General features: G+C 48.9%; 17 protein-coding genes. 7 read left to right on the top strand and 10 right to left on the bottom strand.

From position 1 onward, the window contains the following. Nucleotides 1-82 precede the first annotated feature (82 nt). The 3 genes from BN4609_RS09660 to BN4609_RS09650 form a co-directional block, all read right to left on the bottom strand. Nucleotides 83-1,741 carry a DUF3945 domain-containing protein gene (locus BN4609_RS09660; RefSeq protein ID WP_068856508.1) on the bottom strand — a complete coding sequence of 553 codons (1,659 nt, stop codon included), beginning with the start codon at nucleotides 1,739-1,741 and terminating at the stop codon, nucleotides 83-85. A 31-nt stretch (nucleotides 1,742-1,772) separates the two neighbouring features. Beyond that, nucleotides 1,773-2,051, bottom strand: a complete 279-nt coding sequence (locus BN4609_RS09655) for a helix-turn-helix domain-containing protein (RefSeq protein WP_084791513.1) — start codon at nucleotides 2,049-2,051, stop codon at nucleotides 1,773-1,775. A 77-nt stretch (nucleotides 2,052-2,128) separates the two neighbouring features. Further along, nucleotides 2,129-2,428, bottom strand: a complete 300-nt coding sequence (locus BN4609_RS09650; protein ID WP_072542294.1) for a helix-turn-helix domain-containing protein — start codon at nucleotides 2,426-2,428, stop codon at nucleotides 2,129-2,131. A gap of 256 nt (nucleotides 2,429-2,684) precedes the next feature. On the opposite strand from BN4609_RS09650, the gene BN4609_RS09645 reads away from it, so the two are divergent. Then, nucleotides 2,685-2,957, top strand: coding sequence for a helix-turn-helix domain-containing protein (locus BN4609_RS09645; RefSeq protein ID WP_147347093.1), 273 nt, complete (start codon nucleotides 2,685-2,687; stop codon nucleotides 2,955-2,957). Nucleotides 2,958-3,050: 93 nt separating this feature from the next. Then, complete coding sequence (locus BN4609_RS09640) at nucleotides 3,051-3,386, top strand: helix-turn-helix domain-containing protein (RefSeq protein WP_068856505.1); 336 nt, start codon at nucleotides 3,051-3,053, stop codon at nucleotides 3,384-3,386. 307 nt (nucleotides 3,387-3,693) lie between these two features. On the opposite strand, the gene BN4609_RS09630 is transcribed toward BN4609_RS09640, so the two are convergent. After that, a complete protein-coding gene (locus BN4609_RS09630; protein ID WP_084791511.1) occupies nucleotides 3,694-4,965 on the bottom strand; it encodes a site-specific integrase in 1,272 nt (423 codons plus the stop codon). A gap of 554 nt (nucleotides 4,966-5,519) precedes the next feature. On the opposite strand from BN4609_RS09630, the gene BN4609_RS09625 reads away from it, so the two are divergent. From BN4609_RS09625 to BN4609_RS09610, 4 genes are all read left to right on the top strand, one after another. After that, complete coding sequence (locus BN4609_RS09625; RefSeq protein ID WP_068856503.1) at nucleotides 5,520-5,879, top strand: helix-turn-helix domain-containing protein; 360 nt, start codon at nucleotides 5,520-5,522, stop codon at nucleotides 5,877-5,879. Beyond that, nucleotides 5,842-7,887: a bifunctional DNA primase/helicase gene (locus BN4609_RS09620; protein ID WP_068856502.1), complete on the top strand. Its 2,046-nt coding sequence runs from the start codon at nucleotides 5,842-5,844 to the stop codon at nucleotides 7,885-7,887. The genes BN4609_RS09625 and BN4609_RS09620 overlap by 38 nt, the downstream gene beginning before the upstream one ends. Nucleotides 7,888-7,906: 19 nt before the next feature. Then, complete coding sequence (locus BN4609_RS09615; protein ID WP_055095680.1) at nucleotides 7,907-8,185, top strand: helix-turn-helix domain-containing protein; 279 nt, start codon at nucleotides 7,907-7,909, stop codon at nucleotides 8,183-8,185. 399 nt (nucleotides 8,186-8,584) lie between these two features. After that, nucleotides 8,585-9,103, top strand: a complete 519-nt coding sequence (locus BN4609_RS09610; protein ID WP_068856501.1) for a dihydrofolate reductase family protein — start codon at nucleotides 8,585-8,587, stop codon at nucleotides 9,101-9,103. Between the two features lie 97 nt (nucleotides 9,104-9,200). Here the strand turns inward: BN4609_RS09610 and BN4609_RS09605 are convergent, their stop codons facing one another. From BN4609_RS09605 to mobA, 6 genes are all read right to left on the bottom strand, one after another. Then, the gene (locus BN4609_RS09605; RefSeq protein ID WP_068856500.1) at nucleotides 9,201-11,288 is read right to left on the bottom strand and encodes a type IA DNA topoisomerase; all 2,088 of its coding nucleotides are present in this window, start codon (nucleotides 11,286-11,288) and stop codon (nucleotides 9,201-9,203) included. A gap of 26 nt (nucleotides 11,289-11,314) precedes the next feature. Next, nucleotides 11,315-12,637, bottom strand: coding sequence for a DUF3945 domain-containing protein (locus BN4609_RS09600; RefSeq protein ID WP_068856499.1), 1,323 nt, complete (start codon nucleotides 12,635-12,637; stop codon nucleotides 11,315-11,317). A 272-nt stretch (nucleotides 12,638-12,909) separates the two neighbouring features. Continuing rightward, the gene (locus BN4609_RS09595) at nucleotides 12,910-14,244 is read right to left on the bottom strand and encodes an RNA-binding domain-containing protein (protein WP_068856498.1); all 1,335 of its coding nucleotides are present in this window, start codon (nucleotides 14,242-14,244) and stop codon (nucleotides 12,910-12,912) included. Between the two features lie 58 nt (nucleotides 14,245-14,302). Beyond that, nucleotides 14,303-16,315: a conjugal transfer protein MobC gene (gene mobC / locus BN4609_RS09590; protein ID WP_068856497.1), complete on the bottom strand. Its 2,013-nt coding sequence runs from the start codon at nucleotides 16,313-16,315 to the stop codon at nucleotides 14,303-14,305. Nucleotides 16,316-16,332: 17 nt separating this feature from the next. Continuing rightward, a complete protein-coding gene (gene mobB, locus BN4609_RS09585) occupies nucleotides 16,333-17,574 on the bottom strand; it encodes a conjugal transfer protein MobB (RefSeq protein WP_068856496.1) in 1,242 nt (413 codons plus the stop codon). Beyond that, nucleotides 17,559-17,981, bottom strand: coding sequence for a conjugal transfer protein MobA (mobA, locus tag BN4609_RS09580; RefSeq protein WP_068856495.1), 423 nt, complete (start codon nucleotides 17,979-17,981; stop codon nucleotides 17,559-17,561). The genes mobB and mobA overlap by 16 nt, the downstream gene beginning before the upstream one ends. 557 nt (nucleotides 17,982-18,538) lie before the next feature. On the opposite strand from mobA, the gene BN4609_RS09575 reads away from it, so the two are divergent. After that, on the top strand, nucleotides 18,539-19,324 hold the full coding sequence (locus BN4609_RS09575) for a ParA family protein (RefSeq protein WP_068856494.1): 786 nt from the start codon (nucleotides 18,539-18,541) through the stop codon (nucleotides 19,322-19,324). The last annotated feature ends 1 nt before the right edge of the window (nucleotide 19,325 follow it).

Genomic DNA, 19,325 nt, shown 5'->3' with positions numbered 1-19,325 from the left:
GACATCCGCAACCGTGGGATAGACGGTCGCAGATGTCGGTTGTTATRATGGATGATTAACTCTGTGGATCAAGTGGCGGCAACTACATYTTCACGCTTCTTGCCTTTCTCTTTGGCTTCTGTYCCTCGGCGTTCTGTTCCTTCTGCTGCTTTTCGTTCTTTGGCGCAGACTGTCCCGGACTCAGCGGMTCCTTGGTGTGCTTGGTCGCCTCATGGGTCTTGCCCTGCTCGTTGACGGCGACTTGTACCTTGTTCTCRTTGGTCGGAATCTGTTCCTTTGCCTGTTTGAGGTCTGGATTGTTGCGGTAGGAACGTGGCTGCATCTTGTCGAAGTCGAACTTTACGTAGGCGGTATAGGTACCGCTGCCGTTCTTGTTGGGCACTTCCTTGATCTCGATGGTCTTGCCTGCCACATAGTCGTCCTTCTGCTGCTCGGTCAGTTCCTTYTTRAAATAGGTGTTGAGTCGGCGGATGGTCCCRTCCTCATTGAGCCAGTGGTTGGGATCTTGCTGCTTCTTCTGACCGCCCGCATCACCTTCTGCCTTCTGCTCCTGCTTGTCRGCGGTYTGCTTCTTGTCTCCATTCTGTTTCTGACCTTGCGCCTGTCTTGTGCTGCCAGGCACGAACTCCACGCCACGCTGTTCCACATTCACCTGCAGCAGCGGTGTRAACTTRCGCCCGTTGGCAAGCTCAATCTCCTTGCGAAGCGGAATACCTGAGTAGAGCACTCTCTTGTCGTCCTTGGTAATAGGTGTCTTGCCGATGGTRTCGGGTATGCGCACCTTGTTGGTMGGGATGTCAACAATCTCATTGGTGAGACGGTCGATACTGATGAAATGAGGACGCAGCTCACCTGTATTCTTGTCGGGGAAATCCACWACCTTTCCGAGGTTGCCGTTCTGCAACAGGTTCTTCTTGTCCTCTGGAGTGAAGGTATAGCCTTTGTAAGCGACATCGAGTTTTGGCTCGTTGCGCACGAAATGCGGCACGAGTTGCAACTGGTCGTTATCGTCCTTRCGGAATGACAGACGGGCCTGTATCTCTATCTGTTCACCGCCGAAGGTCGGCTTCACWATCACAAGCCCYGTCTTGCCGTAGTTGAGCAGGGCTTTCATATCCTTCTCATTCATACTGTTGAAGTCTATGCCATATTTGGCACCAAGTTCCTGCAGGTTCACATCGTTACCACTAATGAGGTTCTGCTTTACACCCGGAGCGGTCTGTGCCTGCTGTTCGGTTGCGGTCTGTTCTGGTTTCTGTTCCATGTCGTTCTCTTTTTCGTTGGTTTGTTCAGATGATACATTCTCTTTTTCTGTGTTAGCTTGCGTCTTGGACGCATCGTCCGATGATGCGGTTTCTTTCGCCTGACCTTCCGATTGCTTTGCCTCTTTCTCATAATTGGAGGTGTYAACCTTGTGGGCGGAAAGRATCTCCTTGTTAGCCTCCGGATCTTTCAGCAACTCCTTCATCACGCCAAGCAGGTTTYCCACCTGGTCTGCCGCTATGCGGTAGAATCCGAATCGGCTTGGCTCCTTGCACTGGCGGAAGAAGTTTCTAAAGAAACTGTCCATCAGGTCACTGTTGCGGTCAAAACGCAGAAAGTCGGGCGTGTTCTCCGCCTTGGCGGGTGCTCGCTTCGGTGTGCCGTCTCTGCTGAGTCCGGCGACGACGCTGATCTCGCCCGTCTTTTCGTCACGGACTACCAGCACGTCCTGTTCATCACTCTTTTTCTTTTGTACCATAATTGTAAATGTTTAATGGTGAATACTGTTGTTATTTGAATTTCTGATGAATGCGAGTCAAGTAATGCTCCACATTCTCTTTCTTGAATTCTTTGACATTATTCTCTACAAACTGCATCACATCCTCTTCCGTGTAGTAGGTTTTCTGCCCCAAACGTTTGTAGGGAAGCACTCCCAGACTGCGGTAACGTTGCAGGGAACGGGGAGAAATTTGAAACAAAAGACAGAGATCCTGGTTGTCGAGCAACTTCTCGTTGATGCCAGAGCATCCCTTGTCCTCTCCGCTTCGCTCATGTCTCAACATCAGCATGTCATAGATGCCGTCAATCTTCTTGTGCAGGTCATGCAGATATAATTCCAATCGTCTCAATGTTCCATCTTCCATACTCATGTCTCCTTGGCAATGGTTCGTTCCTCAATCAATTTCTGTACAGCGTTGATGCTGTATCTGCATTGTCCGCGCACCATAAAGTACTCGATGCTGTTGGTAGAGCGCAAGCGCTGCAGGGTTCGCTTGCTTATCCCAAGTATTCTTGCAGCATCACTGCTTGTCAGCACAAGTTCCATGCTTCTTCTTTTGGTATTTTCTCTCGCATTGGAATATATGAGAGCTACCAACTTTGCCACGTCGGCAATCTGTTCTGTCAGCATCTTAAAGGCTGAACTTTCCATTGTTATTACTTCCATTTTAAATCCGTTTTAAATGTTACAAACTTTGCTGTTTTGATTTCTCGGCGGCAAAATTAASCATTTGMGAAATACCCGTTTAACAACTCATTAATGACCCACGTATAATTTTCTTGATTTTTCTTGCCAAGCGGTCGGCAAACCCCAGAAAAGCACTGCCACAGTTATTCATTTTCATTGTTTTTCWACATACACACATTAACTTTGCAYCCGAATTTGTTGAACCAATAAAACAGAGAATATGGAAGTARTAACAATGGAAAAGAAGGCATTCGACTTGATGATGGCAAGATACGATGCCTTGGTAAAGAAAGTKGAGTTGCTGAAGCATAAGGCTAACGGCAAGCGTCTGAACAAATGGCTTACAGGTCATGAGGTCTGCCAGCARCTTCGCATCAGCCARCGCACCTTACAAAAACTTCGTGACCGCCGTTTCTTGGGGCATACCCAGATAGGTCGCCAATTCTATTACTGCCCCGAAGAGGTCAAAGCCATMGTTCCGCTTATCGCCAGAATCAAATCGGTATAGCRTAAAGCMAAACTCGCCCAAGGCAAAGCCGAAAACTTCACCCTGGGCGAGCCAACACATYTTATATTCACCACTTAATCCAAATTGTAAACAATGAACATGAACCAACTTCTTACGCATGAGAGCAAGTCGATAGACACCGCCATGCAATCCTTGAAGAAAGCCAACAACTGGCTATCCTCATTCATCGAGTCCTACAGCCCACCTTTGGACGGGGAGCGATACCTCACCGACAAGGAACTCTCCGAGYTCCTGAAGCTTAGTCGCCGCACCTTGCAGGAATATCGCAARCAAGGCATCTTGCCCTACATTATATTATGTGGCAARACCCTCTATCCGGAATCCGAGATACAAGCWCTTCTCACTGGTAATTACCGCAAGCCGATAATCGACGKCACTGTTTCACAAGRGRAGGGTACTGCTTCATAATAGCGAAACAAGAATAGCGTACAGGGTACAACGACAAAAATCGTTYCCYMTGTACGCTATTATATTATAAAGGTGTAGGAATCTTATTAAAAGATGAGAGATTCTAACTTGYACCTCTTGGCATCGTTCCGTTCATCACAATAATCATCGGATACTCGTGTTTTACTTGCTCTGCTTGRCAATCCTTGCGGTTCACAACCTTACTGATAAACCATTGTCTGAACAACAAGGCTTGGTATGTATCCATTTGAAGTGCTATGGCGATAATCACTTCCATATCATATTTGTATTGTTATCACTTGTCGTTTCATACTCTGCCATTTATAGTGTTAGTATTATCGTTGCAAACATTTCCAAACGTGAATTCCTCAATGTTATTWATYTGCTGAGACAACTTTTCCACGTCTTTGCTCAATTTYTCCTTGGTAATYTTGGCATACACCTGRGTTGTCTTTATGTYCTTGTGACCAAGCATTGAACTCACGGTTTCTATTGGRACTCCGTTGGAGAGGCAAACCGAGGTTGCGAACGAATGACGGCTCATGTGCCAGGACAGCGGCTTGGTGATRCCRCATTTYTTGCCCAGTCTTTTGAGCGAATCCATACAACTTTTGTAGTTGGGTACTGGAAACACCCTGCCGTCTTCACACAATCCACGGTATTTTTCCATAATCTGCTTGGGATAGTCAAGCAACTTGATGTCGGCTTCAGTTCCCGTCTTCTGTCGATGGATTATTATCCACTCGCCATCGTCAAAGAACGTTTTGATGTTCTCTTCCTTCAGGTTATAAAGATCTATGAAGGCGAGACCAGTGAAACAACAGAACAGAAACAAATCACGTACCATGCTCATCTTCTTTCGGGTGATTGGTATTTCCATGAGCAAGCGAATCTCTTCTTTTGTCAAGAACTCCCTTGTCGTCTCTTCTTCCTTGTACTCATATCGTCTGAAAGGGTCTTTTACAAGCCACTCATTATCTATGGCGCGGAATACCATTGCACGGAGATTGCGGACAAACACCATCGCAGAGTTTATCTTCAAGTGCTTTTCGGTTCTGAGAAAASTCTCGTAGTCCGTGATAAAAGGCAGCGACAACTCTTTCAAAGCAATATCCTTGACATGATAATGCGATTGCAAGAACTCACCGACATAGGCACATCCTATTCTGTATCTTGTGAATGAGCTCAAAGACTTTATGCCAGCCTTATATTGCTTTTCCATTTCATCACGGCTTTGRRAATAGACTTTCATCAGTGTATGGCAACGATACTCCAARCCAAGAAAGGCRTTCTTCACCTTGTCGGCAGTRACGAAGTTGTCCCTGTCCATAATCTCCTGATAATGCTTRCTGATACTCACACGCATCTTGTCCAATTTGCGGTTCACYTCCAAAGCCTGCATACTCTTACCTATCATGCGTCCGCCCTTGGTGTCCCACAAATCTGGATTGGCAGTTGTCTTGCAACTGAACTGCGCCTGTGTTCCGTCCACTGTGATACGTCCCATAACTGGAACAGTACCATCTTTCTTTACTACCTGTCTTTTGAGGTAGAAGATAATTGAAAATGTACTCTTCATAACGTCATTCTTTTTTGCGTTCAAAATTAATACATGAAGAGTCTTTTCTTGCTACGCATTTCACGGCAGAACACCGCAAATTTGGTTCGTAACCAAAAACCTTACGTTGCTCATCAGTAACTCACTATAAATCAGAGTGTTAAAATTCAATCCGTAACCTTCCTCATTCTTCCGAACCTTAACATTCTCCATTTGGGGTATAGGTTACGGATAGGTAACGTTCCTCTGTCTCATCTTGTCGTATTCCCGTCTTCGTCTGTCCTCGCCACTTTTAACCAAAATGAGGAAAGTAACTGATAACCAGTAAACTTTCCTCATTCTTCTCTCAAACACTTTTTATATGTACTTTCAACTATAAGAAGTACCATGTTCTCCCCAACATGGTACTTTCTTTTTATAGTGAAATCTACTTTGAAAAATGACATTTCGGGGAGCTTTTACGCCAATACTCCCCTAAAAATAGCTTGAAAAAAAGTAATACCATGATAGATATAACCATGACTTTTAGGTTATTTCTTCTCCCGAATTTTGCAGCGAACCAATTAGTTAGCGATATGGAAATAATAACATTCGAGTCAAAAGCCTACAAGGAGCTTGACAACAAGATTACCGCCATAGCGGATTACATCTTCAACCATTTGGATTCCGGCAAACCCGATGAAGATGAAATTTGGGTGGACAGTTACGAAGTATGCACATTCCTGAAAATCAGCGACCGTACACTGCAACGCCTGCGGGCGGCAGGACTGGTTTCCTATTCCGATATAAAAGGGCATTATTTCTACAAAATCAAGGAAATAAAACGTCTGCTGGAAGAACGCCTGATAAAACGGGACAAGGAATATATAAACGACCTGATAACCAACCATCATCAATATGTTAAAGAAAGAAGAAATACTAAGCCGAACAAATAACGGCTTATCCGTTTTCAAGCATTATTTACCGGGTGAATGGCGGATAGGCAGGCATTTCCTTAATCCCTTATACGAAGATAGAAAAGCATCCTGCAACATCTACTTCGACCGCCATAGCGGTATGTACAAGATGAAAGACTTCGGTAACGACAATTACAGCGGTGACTGCTTTTTCCTCGTGGGGCAACTGAAAGGGCTGGACTGTAACCGGGCTTTGGACTTCATCGAGATACTGGAAACCATCGACCGGGACTTGGGGCTGGGCTTATCTTCCGGGACACCCGTTCCTATATCCCAGACTACCGACAAACGTATTGCGGCAAACACACCTGTTGAACCGCCCGAAAAGCCTGTCAAGCCTTACCAGTTCAGGGAACAGAAATTTTCCACCGCAGAAATGGAATACTGGCGGCAGTACGGCATCACTCCCGAAGTGCTGGAGCATTACAAGGTCTGCTCACTCCGGGAATACAGCAGTGAAACGGCAGAGGGAAAGCCATACACCTACATTTCATCGGCGGCAGAACCGATGTACGGCTACAAGGGCAAACAGTACATTAAGCTGTACCGTCCCTTTTCCACACCCCGTTTCCTATATGGCGGCAGCTTCGGGGAAAACTACTGTTTCGGATTGGAGCAACTGCCCGCCAAAGGTGACACATTGTTTATCACGGGTGGCGAGAAGGACGTACTTTCACTGGCGGCACATGGCTTTCATGCCATCTGCTTCAACAGTGAAACGGTAATGATACCGTCCACGCTGGTTTATCGGCTGACGTTCCGTTTCAAGCACATTGTCCTGCTTTTCGACATGGACAAGACAGGCAGGGAGAGTTCAAGCAGGCAGGAAAGACTGCTGGGGGAATTTGGCGTGAAACGCCTTTCTCTACCGCTTCCGGGCACGAAAGAGGAAAAGGACATATCGGATTATTTCAGGGCGGGTAACACCCGTGAAGATTTCCTGAAACTGTTTATCAGATTTTTAGACGACCTATATAGCGACACACTGATTATGCTTAAATCATGCGAGATAGACTTCAACAACCCGCCCGTCAAAGCACAGGTCATCATATCGGCGGGCGATGTTCCACTGGGAACACAAGGCAACCTGTTCGGCATCACCGGGGGCGAGGGAACGGGCAAGAGCAACTATGTAGCCGCAATCGTGGCAGGCTGTATCAGCCCTCCCGATACGGAAACAGACACGCTGGGCATACGGATAACCGCTAACGACAGGCACAAGGCGGTCTTGTTCTATGATACCGAACAGTCGGAAGTACAGCTTTTCAAGAACGTAAGCAACCTGCTGGCACGTGCGGGGCAAAAGGAAAAGCCGGAAGAACTGAAAGCGTTCTGCCTTACGGGAATGTCCCGAAAGGAACGGTTGAACGCCATAATACAAAGCATGGATAAGTTCTACTACCAGTATGGCGGCATCCAGTTGGTTGTCATTGACGGCATCGCCGACCTCGTAAAGAGTGCCAACGATGAAGCGGAAAGCGTGGCGGTGATAGATGAACTGTATCGGTTGGCGGGTATCTACAACACCTGCATACTTTGCGTGCTTCATTTTGTCCCGAACGGATTAAAGCTGCGTGGACATCTGGGAAGCGAACTACAAAGGAAGGCAGCTACCATCCTGTCAATCGAGAAAGACGATGAACCCACGCAATCGGTAGTGAAAGCCCTGAAAGTAAGGGACGGAAGCCCGCTGGACGTGCCGCTGATGCTTTTCGCATGGGACAAGAAAGCTGGGATGCACACGTACCGGGGCGAAAAGCCACGTGAAGAAAAAGAGAAGCGCAAGGAAAGGGAGCTGGTGGGTGTAGCCCGTGATATTTTCGGGCGGCAGACACACATCACCTACATAGACCTTTGCGAACAGTTGCAACAGGTACTGGACATCAAGGAGCGGACAGCCAAGAACTATATCCGTTTCATGCGGGAGAAAGAAATCATCCTGAAAGACCCGGCAAACCAGAGTTATTTTATGATAGGTCTCATTTAATTTCAATCGGGGGTAGCTTATGTATATAGACAATGACAACTTCGTGGCATGGATGGAGCGTATCATGGACAGGCTCGACATGCAGGATAAAAAGATAGACCGTCTGATGAACAGCCACAACTGCCTGAACGGTGAAAAGCTGCTCGACAATCAGGACTTGTGCTTTATGCTCAAAGTGAGCGTCAAGACCTTGCAGCGTTACCGGAAGAAAGGCATATTGCCCTATCTTCTTCTGGACGGAAAATATTACTATCGGGCAAGCGACATACACAGGCTTATTCGTGAGCGCACGGATTAGACCGTGTTTTTTGTCATCATTCAATTAGTCGTGTCCTGCCCTGTTGTGATAACACGGCAGGATTTTTTTATTGTATGCCATGATTTCTAAATGATTTTCATTACATTTGCAGAAATAACATAAGAGAATAACGGCGATTGAACAGCTTTGACTGTGATTTCGTCTTTATATATAACATATTCGTTCGCCGAATATCTCACTACGAAAACTGGCACTTTTCAAAAATGACGAGATTTTCAGCGCAATGTCTATGCTATGCTTTGTCATAGCGTGGGCTTGCCTGTTTCGTCATTTAGGTATGCCAGTACCTCGTAGTGGAGCAGTGTAAGTTCACGCTTCTTTTTTTAGGTACTGGCGGACAGTTGAACATGGACATCAAACTGTTAAATACCTGATAGTATGAAACAAATAAAAGCGCACATCGCCGTATCTCTTGACGGACATACAGCTACCTTAGACAAGGAACTGGACTGGTTACCCCGTGAAATAAAAAACATCATTGGCAAGCAATACTTGGAAGCGGATTGCCTGCTCATGGGAGCGAACACCTACAACTACATTTTTGAACACTGGGGCGGGTGGCCGCACAAAAGCAAGAGGTCTTTTGTGGTGTCACACTACGACACCAACGTAACGCCGGACTACGGGGTGGAGTTCCTGACCGAAGAACCGCTGCAAAAGGTTTATGAACTGAAACAAACGCATGACATACTGGTGGTGGGTGGCGGAAAACTGATTACCTCGCTGGTAAAAGCCGGACTGCTGGACAGTCTGACAATCTATACCGTTCCCGTCATGGTAGGCAAAGGCATCGGCTTTGTCGGGGAAACGTTCGGCTCGCAGTGGAAGTTGTCGGAAAGTAACGTATTAGGAAACGGAATTGTCCGTTCGACCTACCTGTTTGACGGGGACATATAAAAAATGCGCCCGGTTTCCCTCCGGGCGCAACCACTAAAATTTCAATTATCATAAGCCTTAAAACCCATCACAATGAAATTTCAGCGGTAAAGATAAGTCATTTCTTCGGCTTTCCTTTCTTTTCAGGGAATGAAAAAGCGACATTGAACTGTTCGTCCAGTACCAGCGAAGCATCGAAAACCTTGCCGTTCTTTCCCTTGAAGCCCTTGATTAACCCGGTCTTCCACTTCGTCACCAGTTCGACAACCTGCTTGTCGGTCAGTTGCTTGTCGCACTTGTTACGGAATATGGTAAGCGTACAGTCCACGTTGGAACATTTCGCCACTTTCGGGTAGAACAGGATGCGTCCGCTGCCACATTTCGGACAGGGACAGGTTTCACCTCCGGCAATGGACAGTTGTACGGAAAGCAGTTCCGCCGTGATTTGGGCGGCATAGACCTCGATGCCTTTCCTGAATGTGTCGGCATCCATGCAGCCCGCTTCTATCTTGGCAAGGGCGGTTTCCCACATACCCGTCATTTCGACATCGGCAATCTTCTTGTCCTTGACAATCTTGTAAACGGCAAGTCCCTTTTCTGTGGGTATAATATTCCTTTTCTCACGCACGATGTACTGGCGTGCGAACAGTGTTTCTATAATCGCCGCACGAGTGGCTGGCGTACCTATCCCGGCATCTTTCAGGCTGGCTTTCAATTCGGCATCCTCCAGTTCCCTTCCCGCATTTTCCATTGCGGCAAGCAGGCTGCTTTCCGTATGCAGCGGCTTCGGCTTGGTCTGCTTTTCGAGCAGATCTACGCCGGAGAGCAACAAGGTTTCTCCCTCCTGAAGCTGTGGCAGTCCGGCAGCTTCTCCGTCCTCGCCTGCTTCCTGTTCGTTGAACACAGCCCGCCATCCGGCTTCTTTCATTATCGCCCCTTTTACGGTGAAATCGGTATTTCCGGCGGACAATACAGCAGTGGTAACGTCTTTCACGCATTTGTCCGAAAAGGCTTCCAGCATACGCCCGGCTACCAGTTCATAGACCGCCCTTTCATCTTCGGAAAGTTCATCGGGCAGGTTCTCGGTAACGATTAAGGCATGGTGGTCGGTTACCTTGCCGTCATTCACGCTGCGGCGGTTCAGTGTGTTGCTGTTCAAGCTGGCAGCATATCCGGCAAAGCGGTGGTATTGTCCCAACAGTGCGATGCGTTCCGGCATTTCCTCGAAAACATCCTCCGAAATATAACGGCTTCCGGTTCTCGGATAGGACATCACTTTCTTTTCATACAGGCTTTGCGCTATCGAAAGCGTCTTGTCCGCTGAAAAATCCAGCTTCGTGTTCGCTTCCTTTTGCAATGTGGTAAGGTCGTACAAAAGGGGCGGTTCTTGGCTGGTTTCTTTCTTCTCAACAGACTTCACCACAAGCTGCCCGGCATCCTTTACCCGTTGCAGGGCGGCTATGGCATCGGACTGCTGTTCCCACTTGTCGGTCGATTGGGTGGTGAAACCTATTCCCCCGCTGGCGGTCGCCGCTTTGAGCTGCCAGAACTTGGTCGGGACAAAATTCCTGTTCTCCAAAAAACGGCTGCATATCATCACGAGCGTGGGTGTCTGCACCCTGCCCAACGAGAACACGCCCTGTCCGGCGGCTACGCTCAACGCTTGGGTGGCGTTTATCCCTATCAGCCAGTCGGCTTCACTACGGGACTTGGCGGAGAGGTAGAGGTTATCGTAACGTCCGCCCGGCTGCAAATTGTCCATCCCCTCACGGATAGCCTTGTCGGTAAGGCTGCTTATCCACAGCCGAACAAAAGGCTTGCGGCAGTTCAGGTAATGGAATATATACCTGAAAATCAATTCCCCCTCACGCCCGGCATCGGTGGCGACAATAATCCTGTCGCACTGGTCGAACACCTCCTTAATCACTTTCAACTGTTTCAACACGCCGGGGTCTGCCTTGTAGCCCTTCTCGGCTTTCACCTGACGGGGGATTAGCCGGAAATCGAACGGAAGTATGGGCAGGCTCTCCCTGCGAAAATTTGCCACGCCGTAGGCTTCGGGCATGGCAAGCTGTATCAAGTGCCCGAACGCCCATGTCACCATGTACCCGTTGCCGGACAGATACCCGTCATTCCTTTGTGTCGCCCCGATAATCCGGGCGATGTCTTTTGCCACGCTGGGCTTTTCCGCTATCAATGCAATCATAATTCTTCACTTTTTAATGGTAGGTACTACATTTTCATCCCTCTGGACTTCTTGGGTTTGTCCGTTTTCAGGCTCTTGTCCTGTGCTTTTTCCTGTTTCTCTTTCTGCTTGGCGGTGGGTTTCTGTTGTCCCTGTTTCAGCGGCTCTTTGGTCTGTTTGGTTGCTTCATCGGTCTTTCCTCCAGAATTGACCGCTACCTGCGTCCGGCTCTCGGAAACGGGGATAACATCTTTCGGCTGCACCTTGCCGGAGGATTTGCCCTGTACTCCGGGCTGCACATGACCGTTGAACTCCACACCCTTGCCGTCCTTTAATCCTGTGACCTGCTGCTGTGCGGGCTGCTGCCCCTGCTGCAAGAACTGGACGGCAGACCTCGGCAGGAACTCCAAGCCACGCTCCACTGCGCTGACTTGAAGATAGGCACTGCGTTTCGTCCCGTCCTTGAATTGCAGGTTTTCCATCTTGACGGGTTTCCCAGCTTCAAAAGCGGCTTTCTGTTCCGGGCTTACTTTCACGCCACAAACGGTATCGGGGCATTTCCACTTGTCTGCCCGCATGTACTCCAGTTCATGGGTGTATCTGTCCCGGCTGACGAACACGGGGATTTGCTCCCCGTTTTTCGGGTCTTTGATTTGGATAATACCGCCCAGATTGCCAGTTCCCAGCAGGTTGCCTTGTTCCTGCTTGGAAAATTCGTGCCCGTTATACGGGCGTTGAAGCAGCTTTTCATCCATTTGCACGCCGTGCAGCTTAGGCACTACCGTCCCGTCCTTTGCCTGATAGAAAGAGAGCTTGACATCGGTAGGTTTAAGGTAGAAGCCGCCTACCGTCCCCGAAACGGTATAGGTGTTGCGGGATTTGTAGCCACGCATCACCCTGTCGAAATCCTTTGTGTTTTTCAACGTGTCGGCGGTAATGCCGACTTTCTTCAAGTCCTCCCAATTGATTTTAGCCGGGTCGAAACGGTAGTCCTGCCTGCCCCCGTTATTGTCGGGATTCGGAACTCGCAACATTTCCGCCCGTCTGTCGCCCTCCGGCGTGGGGTTGCGGTGGTTGTCCTCGATAGCTTTTGCGTCCTGTTCCGCTTCCGTAGCCTTGCAGCGGAACAAAGCCAGTCCCTCCGTGTCCTGATACCTGCGGAAAAAATTGGAAATGAAGTTGCTGAACACATCGCTGTTCCTGTCCACCTGCATAAACTCACCACTATGGGATTGGGTCGGTTCTACGGTCTGCAAATTGCCCTCGTTGTCGATACCTTTAACGGCACTCACTTTCCCCTGCTGTTTATCCAAGACCAGCAGCACGTCTTTTTCCTGCCCCTCTGTGGGCGGGTTCATTCTGTTTGCCATAAATAATTGGAATTTTAGTGGTTACGGGATTATTCCCATCCAAAGGTAACGACTAAATATGCTATATTTTGACAGGCGGCAATGAGTGTCCCGATTTGTCCTTTCGTGTCCCGGTTTGTCCGGGTAGGATAAATCTCCAACTGATGATTGGAGAATTAAAAAGGGCATAAAAAAAGAGAGCGAAGTCAATCACTCTCTTTTGATGAGCCATTTATGAGCCATTTAATCATGTCTCTTCCGGCTAATAATCAGCATTTTGCAAAAAAACGGCATTATATCCGTGATACGTTAGTGAGCCATTTAGGTGTATAATAAGTTCCCTTACCCACTTTTCCCTGCATATCCAGCCAGCCGTTCATTTGCTGGAGTATGCGGGAAGCTGTCGGTTTGCTTACTCCCAAAATTTCCTGCACGTCCGAGTTTGTCACACGCCCGTTCTTGGCTGCATACTCTATAACAGGAATATACCTTTCATCCACCCGCTGCACCAGCAGTTGAGAACGTATATCGGTATAATAGGTAATCATCAGACCGCTTAACATTTCAAGTCGGGGCGGCAGCAATTTGTATGCGCTGACCGCTTCCAAGATACGCTTGTAGCCCCGTCCCCAGCTTTCGATGTCCCCGCTTCTGAAAAATGCGTTGGCAATTAACGGGTTATATGGAGAGGATGGATGGTTTTCAAAAAGCCTTTCGGTAGTCCAGTTCTCCGGCAACTGCCCGGCGTTCCAAAAAGTGATATGGTCGGGAAATACGCTAATCTGAACGGGCACGGCACTGGCGTAGTCTTTATGTGCTACGGCATTCATCAACGATTCCCTGATGGCTTCTACCGGGAACTGCGGCGTTTCACGCCGAGAAATTCCCTCGTATGAGATACGGTAAATCAGGTATTTGCTTTTTATCAAATCCATAGCCTTGTCCACCTGCTCCATCAAAGCACCGTGAATTTCGTCCTGAAACTCCAGATTGCCTTTGTCATCCCGGAAGAAACCAATCTTTATATATGCACCGAACACAAACCTTTCAGGATCGGGATGGAACAGCAGCAGTGCTGCACGGTTCAAATGTCCGTCCTCGTCTATCAGACGTAAATCATGCAGCAGGTGTTCGGTCTTATCTTTCAAAACACCTTCGTCCACCCGTCCGCTCCTTGCCGCTTCCTTACGGAAACGGTTCAATGCGCTTTCCGACAGTTCTTCTATTTTGGCTCTTTCTATGGGAAACTCGTCCCAATGCCTGCCTGTACGTTGCAGGATAAAGCGGTTCAATGCCGCACCTTTCAACTCCTGTTTCGTGCTGCCGCTGCGGTAATGGTATTGACCTTTATAATTGATAGGGTTCGAATAAGGCGGCACGTCAATTTCCACATACTCCAACCCGTCTTTGTCCAACAGGTTCACGTCCACAATGATACCCAGCACATCACGGACTTTGTTCGGTATGTCCTCCAACAGCTTCTTGGCATCGGCAACACCGACCACCTGCCCGCTGTCATTCATGCCTATATATATCTTGCCGCCTGCGGCATTGGCAAAACCACATATCCATTTCAGATAGTCGTCCCGCCAGCTTTCTTTCCATTCTATATTTTGGTTCTCATTCATAATCATTTCTTTGTCTGCAAAATTAGCAAAAATACTGTGTGTCAGGAAAGAATATCGGTTATTCTTCCTCCTCCTTAATCAAATGGCACAGCTCCGGGTCATTCTTGATACGGGTTATCTCGTCTTCGACAATCTGCCGGACTTCCTGACGGATGCGTTCGTAGTTGGCTTGTATTTCCTCCTGCATCCGGTCGTTGCCATCCTTGTCGGTGAAGTCGATAATCTGCGGCAGCTTCACGTAACGGGCAGTTTCCCGTTTCACCTTCTCGTTGTCCACCACGATTTCACAGTGGAAAATCTTCTGTTCTATCCGTTCATCGAAGTTGTCCGCCACCGCCCCCACGAACATGCCTTGCGTGAGGTTGGATATTTTGCTGGCAGGTATCAGGCTGTCCATCTGGGTGCTTATCGAGGTGGACTTCTCCCGCTGGTTGATTGTCATGCTCTGCCGTTTCTGCAACACCTTCCCGAAACGCTCCGACAGGATTTTTGCCGTTTCCCCGACCACCTGACCGCTGAACACGTTGCCTACCGTATTTTGTATCACACGGCTTTCCTTGTCCCCGTAGTCACGGGTAAGCTGGCTGTAATCCTGAAAGCCCAGCAGAACCGCCACCTTGTTGCTTCGGGCGGTCGCAATCAGGTTGTCAAGACCACGGAAATAGATAGTGGGCAACTCGTCTATAATCACTGAACTTTTAAGCTGACCTTTCTTGTTTATCAGCTTCACTATTCTACTGTTATACAATCCCAGTGCCGCCGAATAGATGTTCTGGCGGTCGGGATTGTTGCCGACAACCAGTATTTTAGGCTCTTTCGGGTTGTTTATATCCAGCGAGAAATCATCGCCCGTCATTACCCAGTAAAGTGCCGGGCTTATCATACGTGAAAGCGGTATTTTGGCACTCGCTATCTGCCCCTGCAACTGCTCTTGGGCATCTGATTCCCAAGCGTCCACGAACGGGGAAAGATAATTTTCCAGTTCGGGATAGCTGCGCAAAATCGTGAACACATCGGCGTATTTCTTGTTCAACAGTTCAATGGCATGGGGAAACGTGCAATACCTGCCGCCCTGATAGATGCGCAAATACCAAATGATAGCCGCCAAAAGGATAATCGGGCTTTCCACGAAGAAGTCGCCCTGCTTGGTTATCCAACTGCGATTGAGGTTGAGCATTATCGTGTAGCTGGCTTCGTAAGCGTCCGCTATGTCCGACATGAAGCTGGCGTTTATCGGGTTGCACCGGTGGCTCCTGCGTGGGTCGTCAAAATTGATAATGTAAAACTTGGGCTTGACCTTGTAGCCGTCCAAATGCGTGAGCAAATGATTATATGCTATTTCCGACAGGTCGGGAAACTTATAATCATAACAGTAGAGTGCAAAACCCTTCTCGATTTGCTGTTTTATGTAATTGTTTACCACTGCGTATGACTTTCCGCTTCCCGGCGTGCCCAGCACAAGGCTGGCACGGAACGGGTTCACCACATTTATCCACCCGTTGTTCCATTTCTTCTTATAATAGAAACGGGTGGGCAGGTTTATCGAATACTCGTTCTCGATAAGCCGGGTTTCCTGCTGGAAACTCTCGTTCTCGGTGTTAAAGACATCATCCATAAGGTTGTTCTTCAACAGGCGGGACATCCATGTACCCGCCATGAGCAGGCATATATAGCCCACAGACAGCGTGGCGATGTAAAATGCCGTGTCCGCCGTATGCGGCAAGGGCAGTTCCAGCAGCCACCAGTTCAGGAAAAACAGGACGAAACCCACCGCAAGGCAGCAATGTATCTTCGTCCAAGTTATCTTCTCGTTCTTCACCCCTTTTGTCCCGATGCACGACAGGGCGAGAAACACCACCGCAAAAAGTTTCGTCCACAGCATGGACGAGAACAGCCCGGTGGTACGCTGGAAGTTCCACAAAATCTTGTCTATCACCTCAAAGGTTACTCCCCATCCTTTCAGGCTGGAGTAACAGAACCAGTACACGTTTATTCCCACGAATAAAATACTGATTGCCCGCATAAAGTCCATGACCCTTGCAAGCCCCCTCAAATCATCTTCCTGTTGCATAGTCGTATGTTTTTAAGTTATTCGATGCGTCTTGTGCGCTTCTTTTTCTTCTTTCTCTTTTGCCCGGCGGTGTCCTGCGGCGGTTCTTCTCCTATGGAAGATCCGCCGAACAACCCGCCCAGTCCGCTGACCGGAAGCCGTGCCGCCGTATGCGGCTGCTGCGTGAAGTCCTGCCCTTGTCCCCGCTGCGGAGCAACGCTTTCGGTCTGTCCCGTTTGGACATCCGAATACAGGTCATTGAACACGTTCGCCGAAAACTCCTTGCCCAAACGTGAACCGTTCAATACCACCCGGCTGTCGTGGTCGATGAACGTAACGCCATAGATGCGCCCGCTGTCGTTCTGCCGGAACACCACGTCAATGCCCTGCCGTTTCAGTTCCTGTTCAAACTTTTGTCGGTTACGGGCGGTCTGCATGGCTGCGGCGACAATCTTCCGGGTACGCTCTTTCAGCTTCCCGTCCTTAATCGTCTTGCCAGACTTTTCCATCCTGCACAGCACCGCTTCGTAGCCTACCGACTTGCCGATGCGGGATGCCTTTACCGGGTTGCCCACCTTTTCGCCCTTATCGTCCGTGGCGGAATAGACAATGCCCTGATAGGGTCTGCCGTTTATTTCCCCCCTGACTTCCTCGGCGCACACGTTGCAGGTGGCAAGCAACGCCCTGTACTCCCCGAACGACTGGAAGCGGTAGCCGTAACAAGCCGCTTTCACGGTATTGCCAATCTGGTGCTTCACGTCCCCGGCTGCGTAATCGACCTTTTTAAGTTCGGGGCGTTCGGCACGCTCCTTTCTCTCCGCCAGATGCAGGTTGTATTTCCGTTCCAGTTCACGGGTGATCTGCTTGCTTCTCCGGTGCTCGAACCTGTCATTCAGCGGCTTGCCGTTTTCGTCCACCCGTAAGCCCACGATGTGGATATGGTGGCGGTCGATGTCCTCGTGTTTATAGACCAAATAAGGCTGGTCGCCATAGCCCAACTTCCGCATATACTCCCGTGCGATGTCGGAAAGTTGGCTGTCCGAAAGCACGTCTTCCGGGTGCGGGTTTATGGAAATGTGCAATATCGGCTTCTTGGTGGACAAATGGACGGGCATCTGCATTTCAAAGCTGCGCATACACCCGCCGATGCTGGAATGCCCGTCCTCGTCCAACAGCATTTTATTGGAGAAAAGCACCTTCGCTTCCCCGTTGTCCACCTTTTCCTGATTGTATGCCAGTGCGCCGAACATGGAACTTCCCGTACTTATTTTGGCAACCATAGTTCCCTGCACTCGTTTGTCAGGTCGATAACCTGACGGTTCAACATAGCCAGTTCGGTAGTCGCTTTCTCCAATTTATAGAGAAAAGCCAGTGCCTTTTTCTCCGAAAAGTTACTATTTAGAGCCTTTACCACTTGGTTGTAATTGACCGCTACCGCTCTGAATTGTGCATAAAATTCGGTCAGTCGGGCGCAATACTCGACCGCCGACTTGTCCACTTTCACCACCCGGAACGGCTCGCCGAAGATACGTGCGGCGATGAAACGGGACTTGCTCGAAACGCCCGACTGCTCCCACTGCGAGAGGAAGCGGGCGTTCTCCCGGTCGTTCAGGTAAAGGACATGGCGATGTTTCGCCGGGTCTTGGAGGGCGGGGCGACCGCCCTTGCTGTTTTTCCTTGTTTCCATACTTCCTTGAATTAAAAAATCACGACTTCGGAGTGGTTTTTACCCCGCAATGGGCAAGGCGTTTTCAGGCACGGAAAACGGTTTCGTGTGCCACGAAACACACCTTGCTATTTTCTGGCGAAAATCGAAAATCCGTCCGGGACGGATTGGGGTCTGCATCAGGCGGCAAGCCCTGCCGTCCACCAGCACCGTTACACGTCTTTACCCCTTGCGGCTCGTTACTCCGCTGCAAAGTAACGGTGATTTATAATGCTGTAAAATAGGCAGTTGGTGGACAAAACGGGACACGAAAGGACAAATCGGGACACATCTAAAAACGGACGTTTTTTCTCCTTTTATTTGCATAAGATTTCAAGATTGAAAGCAAGATTGAAAGACACATTTCAATCAGGCAAGAACGGTTGAAAGCAGGATTTCAAGAAAACGTGATTGCTGGATTTCAAGAAAGAATGAAAGCAGGAAAGCAAGATTGAAATAAAGCAGTCTTTCCATATTTCAAGCCTGCAATATGGAAAGCCCGAATGATTGGAAGCAATAAACAAATATATCAACCAATAATGAACGGAAGCAATATGGAAAACGAGAAAACACCCCTTTATGTCGCCTTTTCCACCCAGAAGGGCGGGGTCGGCAAAACCACATTTACCGTGCTTGCGGCGAGTTACCTCTATTACCTCAAAGGCTACGATGTGGCGGTAGTCGATTGCGACTACCCGCAACACTCCATTGCCGGGATGCGCAAGCGGGATGCCGAACAGGTCGGGGCGGACGAGGATTACAAGCGCATGGCGTATGAACAGTTCACCCGTCTGGGGAAGAAAGCCTACCCGGTGCTGTGCAGTTCGCCCGAAAAGGCGATAGCCACCGCTGACGGATATACGGCAGAAGCCGGACACGTGCCGGACATCGTGTTTTTTGACCTGCCGGGCACGGTGAACAGCGAGGGCGTGATAAACTCCCTTGCGGGCATGGACTATATCTTTACCCCGATTTCCGCCGATAAGGTGGTTCTTGAAAGCAGCCTGTCGTTTGCGGTGGCTATCCAAAAGCTGCTGGTGAGGAATGAAGCCTGCCGACTTGCCGGGCTGTACCTCTTCTGGAACATGGTGGACGGTCGGGAGAAAACCGACCTCTATGCCGCCTATGACAAGACGATAAAGGAACTGGAACTGCCGCTGATGAAAACCTTTATCCCTGACACCAAACGCTACAAAAAAGAACTGATGACGGACAGGAAGGCGGTGTTCCGCTCCACGCTCTTTCCCGCCAGCCGCCCGCTGGTAAGGGGCAGCAACTTGGAAGAACTGATAACAGAAATGATGTATTACATTAAATTACAATGAT

This window comes from Leyella lascolaii, assembly GCF_900079775.1.
GTDB classification, from domain to species: domain Bacteria; phylum Bacteroidota; class Bacteroidia; order Bacteroidales; family Bacteroidaceae; genus Prevotella; species Prevotella lascolaii.
This window is presented reverse-complemented; position numbering and strand designations above follow the sequence as displayed.